The organism is Isoptericola halotolerans (assembly GCF_003003075.1).
GTDB lineage: Bacteria > Actinomycetota > Actinomycetes > Actinomycetales > Cellulomonadaceae > Isoptericola > Isoptericola halotolerans_A.
On the sequence record NZ_PVTX01000002.1, the window covers coordinates 340,281 to 359,829 of the forward strand.

Consider the following 19,549-nt stretch of genomic DNA (forward strand, 5'->3'; position numbering starts at 1 on the left):
TTATTATCGCGCCGACGAAAGGGCCCCCAGCCGCGTCCTGCTGCGGCTGAGGGCCCCTCCCTGCGCATTATCCGAGCGCCCGGCTCACCCTCGGGTCAGGCGCACTCTCCCTCGTCCTGCCACGGACCCCACGGCGACGCCCCCGGCTCCTGGCCACGCGTCCACCACGCGGCGGACCACTCGTGCCCGGCGTGCACGACGACGTCACCGGAGTGGTGCACGGCGCTCGCCGTCCACGCCGTGCCGCAGCCCGATGCGGCCCCCTGCTCGGCCCAGGGCCCGTGCACGCTCGCCCCGGGCACGTCGCCGCTGCTCCACCAGAGCGCCTCCCAGGTGGCGCCGTCGTACGCGACCGTCGCGCCGTCGTCGTACACCGCGGTGGCGTCCCAGGTGTCGTCCGGGGCGTCGCACGCGGCCGACTCCTGCGCCGTCGGCGTCCAGCGGAACCAGTCGAACGTCGCCTCGATCTCGGGCGCCGCGGTGGCCCCGCGCAGGGCCGAGACCCCGACGCCCGTCGGGGCGAGCTCGGCCAGCGGGACCGGACGGCCGATGGTCGCGAACTCCCGCCCGTCCGTCGAGGCCGCGGCGAGGACGTTCGTCCCGTCGCTCGTCAGGCGCAGCCACACCGTCGTCCCCGTCCCGGCCGGGACGGGTGGGGTGTCGATCGACGCGTTCCGCTCCGCGCCGTCCTGGCGCCAGATGTACGAGAACCGTAGGCCGTTCGACCCGAACCCGTAGTCGAGCTTCGCGTACGTGTCGCCCGCGGTGTGCAGGATCAGGCCCGCCTGCTGGTAGCGCTCGCGCGGGTCGACGTCCACCTCCGTGGTGACCTCCCAGGGCCCGTCGGGGACGGCCTGCACCGGGAACGGCGCCCCCGCCACGCCCGTGCCGTACGTGGGGACGGTCAGCGCGCCGTCGGCCACCTCGTGCCGGGCACCGCCCGGGTTCACGACGTCCCACAGCGCGCCGTCGAGCACCGCGCCGTCGAACTCGTCGGACGCCGCGCCGCTGCACTGCTCCCGCAGCGGGTCGGGGTCGGGCGGCGTCGGCTCCACCCTGGTCGCGTACGCGATCGTGGCGCCGAGCCGGTCGCCCGACTCGTAGAACAGGTAGGTGTCCTCACCCTCGGTGACCACCTCCGGGGCGGCGACGCGTCCGACGTCGTCCCCGACCCCCGACGAGCGGTGCAGCACCCGCTGGGGGCCGATCTCGGTCACCGTCGGGTCGATCGCACGGGCATAGGTGACGCCCGACGAGCCGTGGTAGGCGAGGTAGTGCTGCCCCTCCCAGGTCAGCAGGTTGCCGCCCGACACGTTCTGCCCCGTCGCGGCGTCGGGGACGACGACCGGCTCCGCCCGCACGTCCCAGCTCTTGCCGTCCACCGACTCCGCCATCTTGATGCGGCGGATGTTGTCGGTGCGGTTCTGCATGTAGAACATCCCCCAGCGGTACGCCGAGTCCGGGTCCGGGTGGGGGAACACCCGGGCGTACGACGTCTCGGTGGTGCCGGGGCCGCCGTCGGCGTTCGTCACGGCGACGCCGGAGTCGTCGAACGTGACGCCGTCGGCCGAGCTCGCCCAGCGGGTCGTGGAGTTCTCGCCGTGGAAGTACAGCAGCACCTGACCGGTGGCGTCGTCCCACACCGCGTCCGGGGAGGAGACGTGGGAGACGCGGTCGTAGTGCGGCGGCCACTCGTTGTCGATGAGCGGGTTCTCGGCGTACTCCGTCCACGGGCCGTCGAGCGAGTCGGCGTACAGCAGCGAGATGCCGCCGGGGGAGTCGTGCGGGGCGTAGTACAGGTACCACTCGCCCAGCGGGTCGGCGAGGTGCTCACCGGCGTGGAAGATGCTCGGGAAGATGAACTCGTTCGTCGGGTTGTAGTCCATCTCGGCCTTGTCGATGACCCGGCCGGAGAACGCGAACTCGGGGAGCGCCGGCTCGGCGTCGGCCGCTGCGGCGGTCGACGGCGCCACGAGAGCTCCGGCGAGCGCGATCGTCAGCGAGGTGGTGACGGCCGCCAGGCGGCCGGTCAGACGGCTTCGTCTGCGGTGAGGGTGCACGGTGACCTCCGTCGGTAGGACCGGCGGCACCGTCGCCACCGGCGCCGGGACGTGCCCGGCACCGGCAGTCTCCGGAGGCCCCGCGACTCAGGTCAACGAGATGATGCGCATTATTAGCGCGTGAAGGGGTTCGACCGGTCGATCGTCGAGCCGGGGCTCGTGCTGCGTGCGCCCGTGCCGGAGTCCGGTCCGGCGTCGGACGAGGCGGTGCGCTGCGCCCCGCGGATCACCCGCAGGAACGCGATGCCCGTGCCCGCCACGCACACGGCGATCACCCCGAGGAAGACGTTGAACGGGATGACGTCCAGTGCGAGGAGGATCACCGCCGCGCCCAGAAGCGCGCCCTCGACCAGCGCGATCGTCAGGAAGCTCCGGGTCAGGGCGGACGAGGAGCCGGTCGAAGCCTTGTCAGCGTTCATGGCCCGAGCCTATGGCGTCGCCACGCCAGACGGCGAGGTCCTCCGACGTGCTGCTACCCGCCGGGTTCCACCAGCAGGTACGCCACCACAGCCATCAGCCGGGGCGCGCCCGGAGGACAGGGGCAGCCGCGCCTAGACTGCCGCCGTGACCCTACGACTGATCGGCGCGGGCCTGCCCCGCACCGGGACGTCCTCGCTGCGGGAGGCGCTGGCGTTCCTCCTGGACGCGCCGGTTTACCACATGAGCGAGGTGTTCGCCCACCCCGAGCACGCTGCCACCTGGGTCCGAGCCATCGACGGCGACATGCCCGACTGGGACGATCTTCTCGCCGGGTACGCCGCGGGAGTGGACGCGCCGTTCTCGAACTGCTGGCGTGATCTCGCCGCTGCCAACCCGGACGTTCCGGTGCTGCTGTCGCACCGCGGCGACCCGGAGGTCTGGTACCGCAGCATGGCGTCGACCGTCCTGCCCCGCACCAGCGAGATGCTCGCCAGGGACGCCGACGACCCGATGGTCCCGCTCTTCAGGGTTCTCTTCCGTGATGTCTTCACCGACATCACCGATCCGCACGCGGTCAAGGAGGGCTACCACCGCCGGCTCCAGGAGGTCCGAGCACTGGTCCCGCCCGAACGACTGGTCGAGTGGCAGCCGGGCGACGGCTGGGAGCCGATCTGCCGCGCCCTCGGCATGGCCTTACCGGGCCGCCCCTTCCCGCACGTCAACAGCTCCGCCGACTACCGGTCGCGCGACGAAGCACGTTCCCGCAAGGACGACGAGCGACTCGCCCGCGTGCGCGCAGCAGGCAGCCAGGTGCCCGAGCTGCCCGACTGACGGACGAACGCTGCGCGTCGTGGTGGGCGAGGGCCCGAGAAGCCCGCTGCTGGACCCCTCGTGCCCCCGCCCCCCGAATCACGCTACTGCGCCTGGATCTACCCGAACGTGACGTCGAGCGAGCCGTCGGCCGCGAACGACCAGGCGAGGTTGCCCGCGTACTGACCGCACGCGGACCCGTTCGAACCGGACCAGAAGGAGTTGCCGCCGGCGTCCGTGCCGGAGTAGCGGTCGCTGGAGCCGCTGTCGCAGGACACGTTGCCGCTGAAGGTGTGCGACCCCTCGTCGAAGTTGAAGTTCCGCTCCTCGTTGCCGATCGACACGTTGCCGGTGATGGTCATCGAGCCAGGGTTGCTGTTGTACGTGAACCCGTGCTTGCCGTTGTCCACCGCGTACGAGTCGCGGACGACGTGGTCGACCTCGATGTCCTCGCCCCCGAGCTTGAAGCCGTTGCGGTCACCGTTGCCGGCCTGCGAGCCGTCCGACAGCGTGCCGTTGGAGAAGGCGAGCGAGCTCTCGATGGTCACCTCGCCGATCGGCCCGGTCTCGGACTTGGTGTAGAGGTCCCAGCCGTCGTCGATGTTGTGGTGCGCCACCGTGTCGCGGAAGACGTTGCCCGGCCCGGAGGTGAGCTTGGCCGCGAACCCGTCGGCGTCCTCGCCGTCCGAGTCGGCGTTGTCGTGCGACTCGCTCGAGACGATGAGGTTGTGCGACGGCCACTGGTCCGACGGCGCGCCCGCGATCAGGCGGGAGAGCTGCAGCCCGGTGTCGTGGTTGTACCGGGTCACGACGCGCTCGATGATGTTGTGGTTGCCGCCGAGCAGGATGCCGTTGTCCCCTGCGTGCTGGACGACGAGCCCGTAGACGTGCCAGTAGTCGCCACCGATGGCGAGACCGCGGTTCGAGGAGTCCTCCGCCTGCGCGGAGAAGTCGAGCACCGGCGTCTCGCCCGGGTAGGCGGAGAGCAGCGTGCGGTCGCCCGCGGTGCCGTCGTTGCCGGGCTCGATGGTCACGGTGTCGGCCAGGTCGTACGTGCCACCCCGCAGGAAGATCTCGCCACCCGCGTCGACCCGGTCGATCGCCGCCGTCAGCGTGGTCGGGTCGGACTCCGTCCCGGAGGCTCCGGAGGAACCGCCCGGTGCCACGTAGAGGGTGTCAGCGCCGGGCTGGGGCTCGTCGGTCGGGTCCGGGTCCGGCGTCGGGTCCTCGGTCGGGTCGGGGTCCGGTGCCGGGTCGGTGCCCGGGTCGCCGGCGTAGGTCTCGAACTCGCCGACCCGGGGGGTGCCGCTCGAGGAGGTGATGACGAAGTCGATCTTGCTCAGCGACGTCGTCGGGACGTCGATGACGCCGGCGCCGCTGCCGGTGGCCAGCACGTCGTCGTTGTCGTGGTTGACGACCTGCCACGCACCGATGTTGCCCTCGGCTCCCGCGGCCTCGCGGATGTTGATCGAGGACACCGTGGTGTCGGTGCCCCACTTGACCGAGATCCGGCCGGTGGAGCCCGACGGCGACCAGTAGGTGCTCATGTCGCCGTCACGGACGTTGCCGTAGCTCGTGCCGTCACCCTTGGAGGAGCCGTCCGAGCCCGCACCGATGCTGAGGTTCTCGCCGCTGGGCGGGTCCGTCGGGTCCGTCGGGTCCGGGTCCGGAGTCGGGTCCGGGTCAGGCGTGGGGTCCGGGTCGGGAGTCGGGTCCGGGTCCGGCGTGGGGTCCGGGTCGGGAGTCGGGTCCGGGTCCGGCGTGGGGTCGGGGTTCTGCGGCGAGCAGGAGCCGTCGGAGACCTGGAGGCCCTTGTTCGCGCCGGCGGTCGCCGCGAGCAGGTTGGGGACGCACTGGGCGTCGTCGAGCTGGTAGGAGTACGGCACGGACACCGAGGTGGTCGACGTCGGGTTCGGCCCGGCGGGGTGGTTGTCCGAGCCGTCCGAGGACCAGGTGATGTTGTCCCAGATGTTGCCGCTGACCTCCCAGTACCCCATGTCGTCCGTGTAGAAGGTGCCGAGCGGGTCCTTGGAGTCCTCGAAGTAGTTGTTCTCGACCAGCGCCTCCGCGCCGAGGCGGGAGTTGATCCCGGACTTGGTCAGCCCCACGAAGTGGTTGTTGTAGGTGTGCGCCGTCCCGGCCCGCAGCAGGGGCGTGCGGGAGTCGATGTTCTCGTAGAGGTTGTGGTGGTACGTGACGGGACCGTTGCCGGTGTCGCCGTCGCTGGAGCCGACGAGCCCGCCGCGCCCGGAGTTGCGCAGGATCGAGTACGACAGCGTCACGTGCGTGGTGTCGTTCTTCATGTCGAAGAGGGCGTCGTAGCCCTCGGACTCGCCGCCGGAGGCCTCGAGCGTGAGGTGGTCCGCCCAGACGTTGCTGACGTCGCTCTCCATGCCGATGGCGTCGCCGCCGTTGGAGGTGGGGGAGCCCGACTTCTTGACGTTCCGCACGTGCAGGTTCTGCAGGATGATGTTGTCCGACGAGCGGATGTGGATGCCGAGCTCGTCGAAGAGCGCGCCGCTGCCCACGCCGACCAGCGTGACGTTGCTGATCTCCTTGAGCTCGATCACGCCGTCGGCGGTGTTGCAGCTGTCCCCGGACACCTTGCTGGTGTTGCCGTGGTTGATGGTGCCCTCGACCTCGATGATGATCGGGGTGTCGCTGCTGGCACGGGAGCAGAGCGCCTGGTGGATCTCGGTGCCGGTGCTGGCGCTGACGGTCTGCCCGCCCGCGCCGCCGGTGGTCCCGCCGTTCTGGGTGGCGAACCCGGTGGCGCTGCCGGTGGCGGCCTGGGCGTCGGCCATCCACAGGGCGGTGATGCCCATCGTCCCGGCGAGGGCCATCGTGGCTCCTGCCGCGGTGAGCCGTCTGGCGGCTGTTCTTCTCATCGTTGCCTCACTTCGTCATCGAATCGGGCATGGCGGGTGGTGCGACGCGCCAGGCGGACCGTCCGCCGTCGGGCAGCACTGCCCGGGTGACGCGTGGCCTCATCGAGAAGCCCCTGTCGTGCCTGGCTCCGACGCTGGAGCGAGACACCCAGATGAGGTCGGCTCCATCAGGAACCGGTTTCTCATGCTAGAGATCGGTTTCCCAGGGCGCAAGTTCACCCGCTGTTTCACCCGCGGACGGGTCAGACCGCGCGCAGCCAGTCGTACGCGACCGGCAGGGCGCCGAGGACGCTGACGTGCCCGTCGCGCGGGCGCAGCCACAGCTCGCCCGCGGGCAGGCCCGTCACCAGCAGCTCGCCGTGGTGGCGGGGAATCACCCGGTCGGCGCCACCCTGGACCACCAGCACGGGCGCGGTCACGTCCGCGAGCGCCGCACCCCACGGCCGGACGAAGGCGACGTCGTCGTCCACCAGGCCTCCCGGCCACTCCTGGCCGGCGCGTACGGCGTCGTCCCCGAGCCCGGCCCAGGAGCCGGCGAGCATCGCGTAGTCGGCCTCCGTGAAGCTCGTCTCGTCGAACTCGGCCGTCTCGCCGAACCGCTCGCGCGCGGCCCGGCCGCCGAGCGCGGCCCGGAGCCCGCCGTCGTCGGCCATGCCGGCGAACCAGGCGTCGGTGCCGTCGTACGGGGCGACGCCCGCGAGGGTCACGACGCCGCGGACCAGGTCGGGTCGCAGCGCCGCGAGCGCGAGGGCGTGCGGCCCCCCGCCGGAGGCGCCGACGGCGTGGCAGGCGGGCACGCCGAGCGCGTCGAGGGCGTGGCCGACGTCGGCCGCGGCGTCGGCCACGGACCGTCCGGGCGCCGGGGTCGAACCGCCGTACCCGGAGCGCGCGGGGGAGAGGACGCGCAGGCCACGGGCGGCCGCCGCGGCGACCACCGGCGCGAGCAGCGCCCCGGACTGGGGCGACCCGTGGTGCCAGACGACGGCGGGCTCGTCGCGGTGCGCGTCGGTGTGCGCGCCGGTGTCGTGCACCACGAGCGTGCGTCCGTCGGGCAGGTCGACGTCGTACCGTGCCGTCATCGCGGTCCTCTCGTCGTGACACCGGCGTCCGAGCAAGGCTTGCGCAGGCAACCTACCGCGCCGTCTCGCGGCTGAGCGCGACCGGCGGACGACGGCGGTCGTCCTGCTGGTCGACGCGCCGCACGCCGCACCCGGCGCACCGCACGTAGAGGATGCGGCCGGTGGAGACGGTGTGGCCGGACTCCACGACCCACCCGTGCTCGTGCGGCGACGCCGCGGTGCTCCGGTGGTCGTGTGCCTGTCCGTGCGCCTGTCCGTGCGCCTCGAGTGTCGTCATGCGGTCCAGCGTGGTGTCATGGTCTTGTGCACCTCAACCCTTACGGCGAGTACGCGGTGCTCCTGGCCGCCTCCCTCGCGGACGACTGGCCCGGCGACCGCGCCGGCATCGAGGCGCGGACCCGCGAGTTCGGCATGACGATGACGTTCCCCGTCGCGCCCGACGACCACCCGCGCACCCGCCGCGTCGTCGACGACTGGCTCGCCGTCGTCGACGCCACCGACCCGGAGGAGCGTGCCCGGCGGCTCAACGCGCAGATGGCCGCCGCCGCGGCCTACCCCCGCCTCACCGACCACGACGACGAGGGCTGGCACCTGCACTACCGCGACGAGGACCAGTCGCTCCCGCGGGTGCTGCACGCCGTCATCAGCGTCGGCACCGCCCTGCACCTCACCACCCGCGGCATGCACCGCCTGCACCGGTGCGCCGCGGGCGAGGAGCCGGGCGACCCGTGCGCCGCCGTCGTCGTCGACGTCACCCGGAACGGGCGTCAGCGCTACTGCTCCGTGCGCTGCGCCAACCGTGCCGCCGTCCGGCGTCACCGTGCGCGCGCCCGGCACCAGCCGGTCGGCCACGGGAGGGGAGCGTGATGACCAGGTCGGTCACGGCCCTCGCGCTCGCCCTCACCGCGACGCTGCTCACGGCGGGCTGCGCCGACGAGGCCACCCCACCCGCCGACGCGGCAGGGCTCTCGGAGCGGTACCCCGACGACACCGCGGCGGACTGGGTCGCGTCCGCGGACCACGTCGTCGTCGCGACGGTCGTCGCCGAGCGGGAGGTGCCGCAGGACGAGGACCCTGCGGAGAGCGGCGAGACGACCGTGCCGCGCGAGGTCAGCCTTCACCTCGACGAGGTCGTCTGGTCGGCGGAGGAGCCGGCACGCGGCGCTCCGGAAGGCCGCTTCCCGCTGGTCGCCCGCGGATGGACGCTCGACGAGGGCGAGAAGGTCCCGGTCGTCGCGGAGGGCACCCCCCGGCTCGAGGTCGGGCACAGCTACGTCCTCGCGCTGTTCTGGGAGCCCGCCGTGCCCGACGGGCCCGAGCCCGTCCCGGCCCACTGGAACACGCTCGGGCTCGACAGCGTCGTGCCCTTCGACGGCGGCGTCATCGGTGCGGGAGAGGTCGCCGGGACGGTGGTCTCGCCGTCGGCCGCCCCGGGGGGCGTCGGCTCCGACGACGGCGCCGCGACGCTCGGCGAGGAGCTCGCCGGGCAGAATCTCGACGCGCTCAGGACCGCGCTGGACGAGGCCGCGCCGGGCGTCCGGGAGGACGGCTAGGCATGGCACCCGTGCGCTTCGGGCAACCGGCCACTACCGTGGCGGCATGACCGCTGGACCCCACCCGGGCCGCCCCCGTGACCCGGCCGCCGCCTCCGACCGCACCGCGGTCGTGGTCGAGGACGACGCCGAGATCCGTGCGCTGCTCGAGGAGGTCCTCACCCAGGCCGGGTTCACCACCTACACCGCCGTCGACGGACGCAGCGGGGTCGACCTGGTGACGCGGATCGACCCCCTGCTGACCACGCTCGACATCAGCCTGCCCGACATCGACGGGATCGAGGTGTGCCGCCAGATCCGCACCGTCTCGAACACCTACGTCGTGATGCTGACCGCGCGCACCGACGAGATCGACGCCCTGATGGGCCTGGACGCGGGCGCCGACGACTACCAGACCAAACCGTTCCGGCCACGGGAGCTGCGGGCACGCATCGAGGCGATCCTGCGCCGGCACCGCCGCGACGTCCCGCCCGCCGCCGCCCCGGCCGCGGCACCGGCCGCCGCCCACGCACCGCACGCCGGGGCCCGGCCGCTGCCCGACGGTGCGGCCTCCGCGCTGACGGTGACGGCGGACGCCGACGGGCTGCTGGTGGACCCGGCGGGCCGCACCGTCCACGTCGACGACGTGGAGGTCCACCTGACCCGCAGCGAGTTCGACCTGCTCGCCGCGCTCGTCAACGCGCCCGGCCGGGTGCTCTCCAAGGACACCCTCGTGCGGGTCCTGTGGGGCGACGAGTACGACACCGGTACTCCCGTGACCCCGGCCGACCGCCGCAGCGTCGAGGTCCACATGGCCAACCTGCGGCGCAAGATCGGCGACGACCCGGCCTCACCGCGGTGGATCAGGACGGTCCGCGGCGTCGGCTACCGCTTCGACCACCGACCCTGACCGAGGGCGGCCGACACCAGGGCCGCGGCCTCCTGCGCGTCCACCATGACGTCGCGGGCCAGGGCGCGCGCCGTCTCCAGCCCGGGGTCGTCCTCGTCGAGGGCCGCCTGGCAACGCGCCGTGGACCGGGCCAGGTCCTCCAGACCCAGCATGACCGCCGAGCTGTGGAGGCTGAGGAGCCGCACCCGTGCCAGCTCGCCGTCCCCGCGGGCCAGGGCCCGTCGGCAGGACGTCAGCCGCCGCGGCAGCAGCTCGAGCCAGATCGTCGCGAACCGGTCGACCGCCGGCGCGTCGCCCTCGAGCCCGTCGATCAGGTCCTGCCACGCCCGCGCGACGGCGGCGAGCGGATCGAGGCCGGTCATGGCCGGCACCACGGCAGCACGGTGGCTCCGACGTCGGCGGACGTCGGCTCGGCGTCGTGCGAGAGCAGTACGGGCATGTCCGGCTCCGCGGGCTAGTGAGGCATCGATACCTCGATGCTGAGCACCCGACCTCGTGGAGGGCTGCCGTTCCGATCAGGATCACCTCAAGATCACCTCAAGATCCCGACCGGTGGCGCGTCGTGTCAGAGCCCTCGCAGGGCGCTCGCGGTCGCGCGCAGCCGGTCGAGGGCCGCCGGCATCCCGTCCCGGTGACCGTCCTGGAGCGCGGACTCGACGTGCCGGGCGGCATCGGCGAGCTCGTCGTCCCCGAACGTCCCCGCCGAGCCGACTATCGAGTGGCACAGCAGCGCTGCCTCGTCGCGGTCCGCCGGGTCGGGCGCCGCACCGCCGGAGGTCGCGCCGGGGGTCGCGCTGGGGGACGCGCCGGAGGGCGCGAGCAGCTCCAGGACCCGGTCCGCCCGGCCGAGGTTGCGCTGCCGAGCGCTGCGGGCGAGCCGCGCGACGGCGTCGTCCAGCGCGTCGTCCTCGGGGACACCGCTCCCCGACCCGCTCACTCGTCCCACCCGAGCACGTCGGCGAGGCGCTGCGGCAGCGCGAGCGGGTCGAAGGGCTTGGTGATCACCCCGACCGCGCCCAGGCCGTCGAGCTTGCGGATGTCCTGGGCCCCCACCTTCGCGGTGAGGAAGACGACGGGGACGTCCCGCAGCACGTCGATCGTCCGGATCCGGGCCAGGACGGTGGGGCCGTCGTGCGTGGGCATCATGACGTCCAGCAGGATGACGTCCGGCCGCACCTGACGAGCGAGCTCGACGCCGTCGGCCCCGTCGCCCGCCGTGCGCACGTCGTGCCCGCCGACGGCGGACAACGACAGGGCGGCGACCTCGCGGATCGACGGGTCGTCGTCGACCACCACCACGCAGCGTCGGCTCGTTCCCATCTGCTCCGTCCCCCCGTGACCGGACCCGGCCGACGCTACCCCGCCCGGGCGCCATCGGCATCCGCCACCTACGCTCGGGCCATGGTTGAGGCGCGACGCGCGGCAGCACGAGCGCACGCACTGTTCCTCCGCTGGTGCTGGGCAGCCGGGGCGGTGATGCTCGTGCTCGCCGTCGTGCTCGCGGGTCCGTTCGACGCCGCGACCCGCCAGCTGGTGTCCCAGTCCGCCCTCGCCGCGGCCGCCGTCTTCGCGTCCGTGAGCTGCGGCTGGCGCGCGGTGCGCTCCACCGGACGACGTCGTCGCGCCTGGGGAGCGCTGTCCCTCGGCGGGATCGTGGGCCTGCTGGGCAACGTCTACGCCACCGCCGTCGGCGACCCCTCGACGGGCGACATCGCCTACATCGCCGCCCTCTCGCTGGGCGTCGTGGGCCTCGCCCTGTTCCCCACCGTGCGACCGCGCGGCCAGGAGATCGTGCGCATGCTGCTCGACAGCGTCGTGGTCGGCGGGTCGGTGCTGTACATCGCCGTGTTCGCCGTCGTGCTGGGCGGGCGCGACTGGACCGCCCAGCCCGCCGTCAGCGCCTACGCCCTGCCCGTGGTGGACGCGCTGCTCGCCACGCTCGCCGTGCTCGTGATGACGCGGTCGAGCGCCGAGGAACGCGTCCCCCTGGTCCTCGTGGGCAGCGGGTTCGTGCTCTACGCCGTCGCCGACGTCGCGTTCGCGCTGTTCTCCGCCAGCGGCGGCTTCACCTTCGGCAGCCCCGTCGACCTCGGCTGGATCGGCGGGTACGCCGCCATCGCCGTCGCCGCGCGCCACCCCGCGGCGTCCGGGAGCCCGATCGACAGCCGGCGTCCGGGGGACGGCTCGCCGGTGCTCGGCACCGTGGTGACGTTCTCCCTGTTCCTCGCGGCGGCCCTGGTCCGGGTGGTCCGGTCGGGCGAGGGGGTCCCGTGGGTGGCGGACGCCCTGTGGGTGGCGGTGCTGGCCGCGGTGGTGATCCGGCAGATCCTCGTCGTCGTGGACAACGAGTCGCTGCGGCACGGCCTGGAGCGCCGGGTCGAGGACCGTACCGCGCAGCTGCGCGCCCTGGCCGGCGAGCGCGAGCGCACGCTCGAGTCCGTCGCGGACGGCATCTACGGCGTGGACGCCGCGGGGCGGCTCACCTTCATCAACGCGGCGGCGTCCCGCACGCTCGGCGCGACGCCGGCCGACCTCGTCGGGTGCGACGTGCACGCCACCTTCCACGCCACGGACGCCGACGGCACCCCCTACCCCGTGGAGGGCTGCTACATCACCGAGGCCGTGCGCGACGGCGTCACCACCACCGCCGAGCAGGACGTCTACCTCCGGCTCGACGGCAAGGAGGTGCCGGTCGAGGTGACCGCCAGCCCGCTGCGCGACGACGGGACGATCCGCGGGGCGGTCGTCGTCTTCCGCGACGTCACCGAGCGCCGCGAGATGGAGCGCATCAAGGACGAGTTCGTCTCCGTGGTGAGCCACGAGCTGCGCACCCCGCTCACGTCGATCCGCGGTTCGCTCGGCCTGCTGGACAGCGGCGTCCTCGGCGACGACCCCGAGCGGGCGCAACGGATGGTGCACATCGCGCTGACCAGCAGCGAGCGCCTCGGCCGGCTCGTGGACGACATCCTCGACATCGAACGCATGGCGGCCGGGTCGACGCAGCTGGACCTGGCGGACCACCGGGTGGAGACGCTGCTGGATTCCGCGGAGGAGCAGGTCGCGATCCTCGCCGAGAAGGCCGGGGTCACGCTCGACCACGACCCGTCCGCCGAGGTCGTCAGCGCCGACGCGGACCGCATCGTCCAGACCCTGGTCAACGTGCTGTCCAACGCGGTGAAGTTCTCCCCGCCCGGGAGCGCGGTGCGCACCAGCGTGGTGCCCGTCGGGGACATGGTCGAGGTGCGCGTCGACGACCAGGGCCGCGGGATCCCGCCCGACAAGCTGGAAGCCGTCTTCCGCCGGTTCGAGCAGGTCGACGCCTCCGACGCCCGCGAGCGCGGCGGCACCGGCCTGGGGCTGCCCATCGCCCGCAGCATCGTCGAACGCCACGGCGGCCGGATGTGGGCCGTGAGCGACGGCGAGGGGACCGGGGCGAGCCTGCGCTTCACCCTGCGTCGCGTCGACCCGCACCGCGCGCCGTCCGGGCCGCGCACCGCCGACGGCGAACCCGCGACGCGCACCCACGCTCCGCCGTCGTCCCTGGCCGCTCAGGAGACCGCCGAGGACATCGACGCCGCAGGCCCGCCGCGCGTCGTCGTCGTGGACGACGACCCCTACGTGGTCGACGTCCTGAGCACCGTCCTGGAGGAACGTGGCTTCACCGTCCTCGGGGTCACGGACGGCCGGACGGCGATCGAGCTGATCGCCGCGGAGCATCCGGCGGCGATCGTCCTGGACCTCGCGATGCCGGGCACCGACGGCGCCGAGGTGCTGGCGCAGGTGCGGCGCACCGCCGCGACGGCACGGGTGCCCGTGGTGGTCGTGTCCGGGACCCGGCCCGCCGACGCCCGGGAGGCCGCCTCGCTGGCCGACGGCTGGCTGGTCAAGCCCGTCGACCCGGCACAGCTCGCCGGCACGGTGCGCGACGTCGCCCGGCGGCACCCGCACCACGAGCAGGTCCTCGTCGTGGAGGACGACGACGACCTGCGTCGCGTCGTGGCCACGGTGCTCGAGAGCGGCGGGCTCGCCGTGACCCAGGCCCGCTCCGTCGAGGAGGCACGGCAGGCGCTCGCCAGGGTGGAGCCGGACCTCCTGCTGCTCGACCTCTCCTTGCCGGACGGCACCGGCAACGCGCTGGTCAGCGACCTGCGGCGCGACGGGCGCCTGCGGCAGGTCCCGCTCGTCGTCTACACCGGCTCCTCCGTCGGCATGCAGGAGCGCGAGGACCTCCGCCTGGGCCGTACCGTCTTCCTCGCCAAGGAACGCACGGCACCCCAGGCCCTCCTGGGCCCGGTGCTGGACCTCCTGGACTCCGTCGCCGGCCGCGGCGCCCCAGACAGAACTGATCCCGACCACCGAGGAACCGATGAGCGCCAACCTGACCATCCGCATCAGCAAGGGGACCGGCACCGGCCGGACGACGCTGGCAGCCTTCGACGCCGCCCTGGTCGCCGCCGGGGTCGGTGACTTCAACCTCATCCGACTGAGCTCCGTCGTCCCGCCCGGCAGCACGATCCTCGAGGTGGACGCCGAGGACGCCCTGGTCGGCGAGCACGGGGACGCGCTGTACTGCGTGTACGCGGAGGCGCACGCCTCGCTGCCCGGGCACGAGGCGTGGGCGGGCGTCGCCTGGTCGCTCCGTGACGACGGCAGCGGTGCCGGGCTCTTCGTCGAGCACGAGGGCCCCTCGCACGAGCAGGTCGCCACCGACCTCATCCACAGCCTGGAGGACCTCTCCGCGTCGCGCGGGGGCATCTACCACCCGAGCGGCCGCCTGATCACCGGCATCACGTGCGACTCGCTGCCCGTGTGCGCCGTCGTCGTCGCGACCTTCCGGCGGGCCGGCTGGGAGGCGATCGCCGATGGCCACTGACGTCACGTTCGAGCCGACGCTCGGCGGCGACGTCGCCGAGAGCTTCTGGCAGCTGTACCTGGACGCCTTCGAGCCGCTGCGCACGCGGGCCGCCGCCCGTCACGTGCTGCACCGCGAGGAGTTCGACGAGGAGATGGCCGACCCCCGCGTGCTCAAGCTGCTCGCCCACGACGACGCCGGGGAGCCCGTCGGGATGACGACCCTGGCGACCGACCTCGCCGCCGTGCCGTGGGTCAGTCCCGAGTTCTTCGCCGCCCGGTACCCGGAGCACGCGGCGCGCGGCGCCGTCTGGTACATCGGCTACACGCTCGCGCACCCCGGACGACGGGCGACGCGCACGTTCATGGACATGATCGACGCGCTCGTCGCCCACCTCGCCGAGCACCGCGTGGTCTGCGCCTACGACGTGTCCCGGTTCAACGACGACGGGCTGCGGTTCGCCGACAACCTGCGCCGGCACCTGGAACGGACGCGGGACGTCACCGTCGAGGAGGTCGACCGGCAGACGTACTACGCGACGACGTTCCACTGATCGGGGCTGCCCGTGCGGGACGTCGCCGGGCCGGGGACGTCACCGCAGGAGGAAGTCGCGGACGACGGCCGCGAACATCTCCGGATCGGTCTGGTCCGCGACGTGCCGGTGGCCCTCCAGCGCCACGACCTCGCAGTCCGGGACGGACTCGGCCACCGTGCGCACCGCGTCCTGGAGGAACGCGGGGCTGTCCCCGCCACGGATCAGCAGGGTGGGTGCCGTGACGGCGGCCGCCTCACCCGGTGCCAGCACCAGCGGGACGCTCTCCTCGCGGGGGACGGTCGGGGCGCTGGCCACCCGGGCCGCCCAGCTCGGCTGGTCGCGCAGCGCGGCGATCTCGTCGTCGGGCATGTGCAGCACCTCGCGCATCATGAGGTCGACGACGTCCACGTACCGGCCCTCGTCGGACGCCACCTGCAGGCGTGCGACGACGTCGGCCGGTGGGGGGTGCTCGACGAGCGCCGGCTCGTAGAGCACCAGACGGCGGACGTGGGGCGTGCGGGCAGCGGCACGCAGCGCCAGGTACCCGCCGAGGGAGTGCCCGAGCACGTCCACCGGCTGCGCCGCCTCGGCGGCCAGGTCGTCCACGACCGCGACGACGTCCTCGACCTCGCGCTCGGGCGCCCAGCGCGGACCGTCGGTGCTGCCGCCGCGACCGCGCCGGTCCATCGCGTGGACGGTCCGGTCGCCGGCGAGGAGGTCGGTGATGCGCCACCGCCGATGGTCCGACATCGTGCCGTGCACGAGCAGCAACGGTGGGCCGGAGCCGCTGCTCCACACCGCGATCCGTGCGCCGTCCGGCGCGTGCACCTGCCGAGGGCCTGACTCGCTCATCACAACCTCCTGTGGGCGACCGCGTGACGCTCACCGCTTCACGGGGCCGGGAAGTCCTCCGGTCGGGTGCGCAGCTTCGCGGCGATCCGGGCCAGCGCCCGCTGGTCGGTGGCGGTCAGCGGGTCGAGCACGTGCTCGCGCACGGAGCGCAGGTGGGCGGGGGCCGCCTCGACCACCTTCGCGTAACCCTCGTCCGTGAGCGCCGCGATCGTGCAGCGACGGTCCTCGGGGTCCGGGTACCGGTGCGCCCAGCCGCGCGCCTCGAACCTCTTCATGACGTTGGAGAGCCGGGGGAGCGAGCCGTTGGTGAGGTAGGCCAGCTCGCTCATGACCAGGCGGCGGTCCTCGGCCTCCGACATGTGGCTCAGCGTGAGGTACTCGAAGAGACTCAGGCCGGCCGCACGCTGCACCGCCGCGTCGAGGCGGCCCGGCAGCAGCAGCATCAACGAGGCCGCGCCGGTCCACGCCTCCTTCTCGCTCGGCGAGAGCCAGCGCTGCCCGCCGTCGACGGCCTCGTCGACCTGTTCGTCCTGGGTCGGCTGGGGCATGCCCTCACCCTAGATTACTTTTGGCATGAAGTGAACCGTGCTACGTTCGGATCGTCCTTTCAGTTCATGCTTGAACCAATGAGAGCGAGCTAGCGATGATCGAGCCCCAGTTCTTCGTCACCCCCGGCTACGGCGACATGCTGCGCGAGCAGCTCCACTACCAGCAGGCCGTCCGGATCGGCGACACCGTCCACCTCTCCGGCCAGGGGGGCTGGGACGACGAGTTCCACTTCCCCGAGGACCTGCGGGAGGAGATCGTCCAGGCCTTCGACAACGTCGAGCGGACCCTGGCGCTGGCCGGTGCCACGTGGCGCGACGTCGTCGCCGTCGACAGCTTCCACGTCCCCACGGCGACCGACGAGATCGGCGACGAGCACACGTCCGTCATGACCGAGCAGTTCCGGCTCCGGATGGGCGAGCGTGCACCGGTCTGGACCGAGATCGGCGTCGCCGCGCTCGGCGCCGTCGGCATGCGGGTCGAGATCCGGGTCACCGCGATCACACCGCCCACCACCGACTCCTGACCCGCACCCCCACGGAGGTCCCACGATGCGCATCCTGATCACCGGCGTCCGCGGCAAGACCGGTTCGGCGCTGGCCGACCGGCTGGCACCGCGCGACGACGTCGAGCTGTGGGGCGGCAGCAGCGACCCCGCGCTCGTGGACCACGACCGGGTGGTCCCGGTCGAGCTCTCGTGGGACCGGCCGGAAGGCTGGGCTCGCGCGACCGACGGGGTCGACGCCGTGTTCGTCGTCGTCCCGCTCCGCGAGGACGCACCCGATCTCGTCGCGTCCTTCCTGGCCACCACCCCGGCGTCCACGCACGTCGTGCTGCTCTCCGAGCGCGACCCGGAGCAGTCGGGCTCGGAGGGCTGGTCGGCGAGGGTGGAGCGCGCCGTCCGTGAGAGCGGGCGGTCGTGGACCATGGTGCGGCCCGGATGGTTCATGCAGGTCCTCACGGACCCCCGGTTCTTCGGCGAGCAGATCGCCGAGGGCCGGTTCGCGTTCCCGCACCCGGACGCCCGCATGGCGTGGATCGACACGCGTGACATCGCCGAGGTGGCCGAGCTGGCGCTGACGGACGAGCGGCACGTCGGGCAGACCTACGAGCTGTCCGGCCCCGAGGCCGTGCCGCCGGCCCGGACGGCGGCACGCCTCTCGGCGGCCCTGGGCCGGACCGTCCGCTACACCGACCCGGGGACCGAGGGGTCGCTGGAGGGCCTGAGCGGTTTCGAGCGGGACCTGACCGCGCTGACCTACGAGCGGGTACGCGCCGGGCACTTCGCCCTCGTCACCGACACGGTGTCCCGGCTGACCGGCCACCCGGCGCGGTCCCTGGAGCGCTTCGTCGCGGACGCGGCGTAGGCCGGCCCTCCTGCCTCACTTGCGGTCGACGCGCCCGATCGGGTCGGGGGCACCGCTGAACGCGGCCCGCGCGGCGGGCCAGGCGTCCTCGTCCACGCCGAGCGCGGTCCGGAGGTAGGCCGTGGTCAGACGCTGCAGGACGGCGACCCGCTCCGGGCTCTCGTCGGTGGTCTCGGCCACCTCGTACCCGGCGATCCCGCCGAGCCCGTGCTCGGCGCCGTGGAGGGTGAGGAGGTCGGTGGCACCGGGGCTGTGCGTGTAGACGTCGGTGAACCAGTCCGGTCCACGGCTCGACATCTTGGACTGGTCACGGTCGCCGGCGACGACCAGCGTCGGGGTGGTCAGCTCCTGGAACGAGGGGCGCATGAACGGGAAGTTCTCCTGCGCGAAGGGGTGCAGCTCGTCGCCGCCCAGCCCTGTCGCCGCCAGCAGGACGCCCGCCGTGACGCGGCTGTCGGACCGGTCCTCACCGACCCGACCCGACTCGTCGAGGATCCGTGCACCGAGGAGCGTCTGGGCGGTCTGCCCGCCCCAGGAGTGACCGGTGGCGGCGACCCGGTCGCGGTCGACCCGGCCGGCGAGGCCCGGGACCGCGGCCTCGAGGGTGTCGAGCTGGTCGAGGACGCGGGTGAGGTCCGCGATCCGCTCCGTCCAGATGGTCGGGAACACGGGGTGGTCGAACCCGAACCCGTGGCGGCGCGAGTCCAGGTGCGTGGGCTGGACCACGACGAAGCCGCGGGACGCCCAGAACGCCGCGAGCGGCGCGTAGCCGTCGAGGTTCCACCCGTTGCCGTGGGACAGGAGCACGACGGGGAGGTTCGTGCCCGACGCCGGGGCGGACACACGCACCTCCAGCGGGACGGGTCGGTGCGGGGCTGACAGCTCGAGGGGAGCGACGGAGACGACCGGGGTGCCGGTGCCGACGATGCCGTCCAGGGTGTCGACGATCGAGGTGGTCATGACAGGTTCCTCCCTGAGGGGTGCGGCGCTCTGCGATACTGGTTATCGGAACGCTGTTCCACCACGATACGGAACGCTGTTCCGAAACGCAAGCCTGCGTCGTCGACCCCAGGAGGGCCCATGTCTCACCCCGGTCCCGAGCAGCAGCCTGCCGCGCGGGCCAGGCCGGCGGGGCGGCCCCGCCGGAGCCAGGAGGACCTGCTCCAGGCGGCGGCCGCGGTCTTCGTCACCTCCGGTGTCGACGCCCCGGTGCGGGAGATCGCGGCGAAGGCCGGCGTCGGGGTGGGAACCCTCTACCGGCACTTCCCGACCCGCGCGGAGCTCGTCGTCGCGGTCTACCGGCACCAGGTCGAGGCCTGCGCCGAGGCAGGGCCGCGGCTGCTCGCGGAGAGCCCGACGCCCGAGGTCGCGCTGCGCGCGTGGGTCGCCCTGTTCGTCGAGTTCCTGGTCACCAAGCACGGCCTCGCGGGTGCCCTGCACGCCGACGACGCCGGACCGGACGCGTTGCACCGGTACTTCGTCGATCGCCTCGTCCCGGTCTGCGGCTCGCTCCTGGACGCGGCCCGTGCGGAGCGGGGCGCCAGCGCTTCGCCGGCCGACGCGTACACGGTGCTCAAGGGCGTCGGGAACCTGTGCATCGGCGCAGCGGCCGACCCGCGCTACGACGCCGACGAGCTGGTGCAGCTGCTGATCTCGGGGGTGCTGGCCCCCGTCGGTGACCGCGACGCCTGATCCACG

General features: G+C 73.2%; 21 protein-coding genes. 10 read left to right on the forward strand and 11 right to left on the reverse strand.

Translation table 11 applies throughout. The features are described from left to right. Nucleotides 1-95: 95 nt before the first annotated feature. The gene (locus BCL65_RS04795; RefSeq protein WP_125206455.1) at nt 96-2,060 is read right to left on the reverse strand and encodes a DUF1349 domain-containing protein; all 1,965 of its coding nucleotides are present in this window, start codon (nt 2,058-2,060) and stop codon (nt 96-98) included. 113 nt (nt 2,061-2,173) lie between these two features. Beyond that, nucleotides 2,174-2,479 (reverse strand): hypothetical protein, encoded by a 306-nt coding sequence (locus tag BCL65_RS04800; RefSeq protein WP_106265695.1) that lies wholly within the window; start codon nt 2,477-2,479, stop codon nt 2,174-2,176. A gap of 145 nt (nt 2,480-2,624) precedes the next feature. Between BCL65_RS04800 and BCL65_RS04805 the strand changes: the two genes are divergently transcribed. Then, a complete protein-coding gene (locus tag BCL65_RS04805) occupies nt 2,625-3,311 on the forward strand; it encodes a sulfotransferase family protein (RefSeq protein ID WP_106265697.1) in 687 nt (228 codons plus the stop codon). A 98-nt stretch (nt 3,312-3,409) separates the two neighbouring features. Here the strand turns inward: BCL65_RS04805 and BCL65_RS04810 are convergent, their stop codons facing one another. From BCL65_RS04810 to BCL65_RS04820, 3 genes are all read right to left on the reverse strand, one after another. Then, the gene (locus tag BCL65_RS04810; RefSeq protein ID WP_243400758.1) at nt 3,410-6,133 is read right to left on the reverse strand and encodes a pectate lyase family protein; all 2,724 of its coding nucleotides are present in this window, start codon (nt 6,131-6,133) and stop codon (nt 3,410-3,412) included. 287 nt (nt 6,134-6,420) lie between these two features. Then, a complete protein-coding gene (locus tag BCL65_RS04815) occupies nt 6,421-7,257 on the reverse strand; it encodes an alpha/beta fold hydrolase (RefSeq protein WP_106265700.1) in 837 nt (278 codons plus the stop codon). Between the two features lie 52 nt (nt 7,258-7,309). After that, nucleotides 7,310-7,534, reverse strand: a complete 225-nt coding sequence (locus BCL65_RS04820; RefSeq protein ID WP_106265701.1) for a hypothetical protein — start codon at nt 7,532-7,534, stop codon at nt 7,310-7,312. A gap of 26 nt (nt 7,535-7,560) precedes the next feature. On the opposite strand from BCL65_RS04820, the gene BCL65_RS04825 reads away from it, so the two are divergent. The 3 genes from BCL65_RS04825 to BCL65_RS04835 are packed head-to-tail and all read left to right on the forward strand — an operon-like array spanning nt 7,561 to nt 9,699. Then, a complete protein-coding gene (locus BCL65_RS04825) occupies nt 7,561-8,124 on the forward strand; it encodes a CGNR zinc finger domain-containing protein (RefSeq protein WP_106265703.1) in 564 nt (187 codons plus the stop codon). After that, nucleotides 8,124-8,810, forward strand: a complete 687-nt coding sequence (locus BCL65_RS04830) for a hypothetical protein (protein ID WP_106265704.1) — start codon at nt 8,124-8,126, stop codon at nt 8,808-8,810. The genes BCL65_RS04825 and BCL65_RS04830 overlap by 1 nt, the downstream gene beginning before the upstream one ends. Before the next feature lie 46 nt (nt 8,811-8,856). Continuing rightward, nucleotides 8,857-9,699 carry a response regulator transcription factor gene (locus BCL65_RS04835; protein ID WP_106265706.1) on the forward strand — a complete coding sequence of 281 codons (843 nt, stop codon included), beginning with the start codon at nt 8,857-8,859 and terminating at the stop codon, nt 9,697-9,699. Here the strand turns inward: BCL65_RS04835 and BCL65_RS04840 are convergent. The 3 genes from BCL65_RS04840 to BCL65_RS04850 all read right to left on the reverse strand — a co-directional run bounded on the left by BCL65_RS04840 (nt 9,675) and on the right by BCL65_RS04850 (nt 11,019). Further along, nucleotides 9,675-10,061: a hypothetical protein gene (locus BCL65_RS04840; RefSeq protein WP_106265707.1), complete on the reverse strand. Its 387-nt coding sequence runs from the start codon at nt 10,059-10,061 to the stop codon at nt 9,675-9,677. The genes BCL65_RS04835 and BCL65_RS04840 overlap by 25 nt on opposite strands. Nucleotides 10,062-10,264: 203 nt before the next feature. Continuing rightward, nucleotides 10,265-10,636 carry an Hpt domain-containing protein gene (locus tag BCL65_RS04845; protein WP_165799905.1) on the reverse strand — a complete coding sequence of 124 codons (372 nt, stop codon included), beginning with the start codon at nt 10,634-10,636 and terminating at the stop codon, nt 10,265-10,267. Further along, a complete protein-coding gene (locus BCL65_RS04850) occupies nt 10,633-11,019 on the reverse strand; it encodes a response regulator (protein ID WP_106265711.1) in 387 nt (128 codons plus the stop codon). Before BCL65_RS04850 ends, BCL65_RS04845 begins: the two co-directional genes overlap by 4 nt. 81 nt (nt 11,020-11,100) lie before the next feature. Here BCL65_RS04850 and BCL65_RS04855 point away from each other — a divergent pair, with 81 nt between their 5' ends. The 3 genes from BCL65_RS04855 to BCL65_RS04865 are packed head-to-tail and all read left to right on the forward strand — an operon-like array spanning nt 11,101 to nt 15,104. After that, a complete protein-coding gene (locus BCL65_RS04855) occupies nt 11,101-14,166 on the forward strand; it encodes a response regulator (protein ID WP_125206454.1) in 3,066 nt (1,021 codons plus the stop codon). Next, nucleotides 14,066-14,572 carry a pyruvoyl-dependent arginine decarboxylase gene (locus tag BCL65_RS04860; RefSeq protein ID WP_106265715.1) on the forward strand — a complete coding sequence of 169 codons (507 nt, stop codon included), beginning with the start codon at nt 14,066-14,068 and terminating at the stop codon, nt 14,570-14,572. Before BCL65_RS04855 ends, BCL65_RS04860 begins: the two co-directional genes overlap by 101 nt. After that, nucleotides 14,562-15,104 (forward strand): hypothetical protein, encoded by a 543-nt coding sequence (locus BCL65_RS04865; protein ID WP_106265717.1) that lies wholly within the window; start codon nt 14,562-14,564, stop codon nt 15,102-15,104. Before BCL65_RS04860 ends, BCL65_RS04865 begins: the two co-directional genes overlap by 11 nt. Before the next feature lie 39 nt (nt 15,105-15,143). On the opposite strand, the gene BCL65_RS04870 is transcribed toward BCL65_RS04865, so the two are convergent. Next, nucleotides 15,144-15,938 (reverse strand): alpha/beta fold hydrolase, encoded by a 795-nt coding sequence (locus tag BCL65_RS04870; protein ID WP_106265719.1) that lies wholly within the window; start codon nt 15,936-15,938, stop codon nt 15,144-15,146. 38 nt (nt 15,939-15,976) lie between these two features. After that, nucleotides 15,977-16,486, reverse strand: a complete 510-nt coding sequence (locus BCL65_RS04875) for a MarR family winged helix-turn-helix transcriptional regulator (RefSeq protein ID WP_106265720.1) — start codon at nt 16,484-16,486, stop codon at nt 15,977-15,979. 95 nt (nt 16,487-16,581) lie between these two features. Between BCL65_RS04875 and BCL65_RS04880 the strand changes: the two genes are divergently transcribed. Beyond that, on the forward strand, nt 16,582-17,010 hold the full coding sequence (locus BCL65_RS04880) for a Rid family hydrolase (RefSeq protein ID WP_106265722.1): 429 nt from the start codon (nt 16,582-16,584) through the stop codon (nt 17,008-17,010). A 25-nt stretch (nt 17,011-17,035) separates the two neighbouring features. Next, nucleotides 17,036-17,851, forward strand: coding sequence for an NmrA family NAD(P)-binding protein (locus BCL65_RS04885; RefSeq protein WP_106265724.1), 816 nt, complete (start codon nt 17,036-17,038; stop codon nt 17,849-17,851). A 15-nt stretch (nt 17,852-17,866) separates the two neighbouring features. On the opposite strand, the gene BCL65_RS04890 is transcribed toward BCL65_RS04885, so the two are convergent. Further along, nucleotides 17,867-18,811: an alpha/beta hydrolase family protein gene (locus BCL65_RS04890; RefSeq protein WP_106265726.1), complete on the reverse strand. Its 945-nt coding sequence runs from the start codon at nt 18,809-18,811 to the stop codon at nt 17,867-17,869. A gap of 120 nt (nt 18,812-18,931) precedes the next feature. Between BCL65_RS04890 and BCL65_RS04895 the strand changes: the two genes are divergently transcribed. Further along, the gene (locus BCL65_RS04895; protein ID WP_106265728.1) at nt 18,932-19,543 is read left to right on the forward strand and encodes a TetR/AcrR family transcriptional regulator; all 612 of its coding nucleotides are present in this window, start codon (nt 18,932-18,934) and stop codon (nt 19,541-19,543) included. Nucleotides 19,544-19,549: the final 6 nt, after the last annotated feature.

What these genes read in the sequence shown, in the direction of transcription:
- BCL65_RS04800 (WP_106265695.1), bottom strand. Translation starts at nt 2,479, where the DNA reads ATGAACGCTGACAAGGCTTCGACCGGCTCCTCGTCCGCCCTGACCCGG.
- BCL65_RS04810 (WP_243400758.1), bottom strand. Translation starts at nt 6,133, where the DNA reads ATGGCCCTCGCCGGGACGATGGGCATCACCGCCCTGTGGATGGCCGAC.
- BCL65_RS04815 (WP_106265700.1), bottom strand. Translation starts at nt 7,257, where the DNA reads ATGACGGCACGGTACGACGTCGACCTGCCCGACGGACGCACGCTCGTG.
- BCL65_RS04820 (WP_106265701.1), bottom strand. Translation starts at nt 7,534, where the DNA reads ATGACGACACTCGAGGCGCACGGACAGGCGCACGGACAGGCACACGAC.
- BCL65_RS04830 (WP_106265704.1), top strand. Translation starts at nt 8,124, where the DNA reads ATGACCAGGTCGGTCACGGCCCTCGCGCTCGCCCTCACCGCGACGCTG.
- BCL65_RS04835 (WP_106265706.1), top strand. Translation starts at nt 8,857, where the DNA reads ATGACCGCTGGACCCCACCCGGGCCGCCCCCGTGACCCGGCCGCCGCC.
- BCL65_RS04840 (WP_106265707.1), bottom strand. Translation starts at nt 10,061, where the DNA reads ATGACCGGCCTCGATCCGCTCGCCGCCGTCGCGCGGGCGTGGCAGGAC.
- BCL65_RS04850 (WP_106265711.1), bottom strand. Translation starts at nt 11,019, where the DNA reads ATGGGAACGAGCCGACGCTGCGTGGTGGTGGTCGACGACGACCCGTCG.
- BCL65_RS04855 (WP_125206454.1), top strand. Translation starts at nt 11,101, where the DNA reads ATGGTTGAGGCGCGACGCGCGGCAGCACGAGCGCACGCACTGTTCCTC.
- BCL65_RS04860 (WP_106265715.1), top strand. Translation starts at nt 14,066, where the DNA reads ATGAGCGCCAACCTGACCATCCGCATCAGCAAGGGGACCGGCACCGGC.
- BCL65_RS04865 (WP_106265717.1), top strand. Translation starts at nt 14,562, where the DNA reads ATGGCCACTGACGTCACGTTCGAGCCGACGCTCGGCGGCGACGTCGCC.
- BCL65_RS04870 (WP_106265719.1), bottom strand. Translation starts at nt 15,938, where the DNA reads ATGAGCGAGTCAGGCCCTCGGCAGGTGCACGCGCCGGACGGCGCACGG.
- BCL65_RS04875 (WP_106265720.1), bottom strand. Translation starts at nt 16,486, where the DNA reads ATGCCCCAGCCGACCCAGGACGAACAGGTCGACGAGGCCGTCGACGGC.
- BCL65_RS04880 (WP_106265722.1), top strand. Translation starts at nt 16,582, where the DNA reads ATGATCGAGCCCCAGTTCTTCGTCACCCCCGGCTACGGCGACATGCTG.
- BCL65_RS04885 (WP_106265724.1), top strand. Translation starts at nt 17,036, where the DNA reads ATGCGCATCCTGATCACCGGCGTCCGCGGCAAGACCGGTTCGGCGCTG.
- BCL65_RS04890 (WP_106265726.1), bottom strand. Translation starts at nt 18,811, where the DNA reads ATGACCACCTCGATCGTCGACACCCTGGACGGCATCGTCGGCACCGGC.
- BCL65_RS04895 (WP_106265728.1), top strand. Translation starts at nt 18,932, where the DNA reads ATGTCTCACCCCGGTCCCGAGCAGCAGCCTGCCGCGCGGGCCAGGCCG.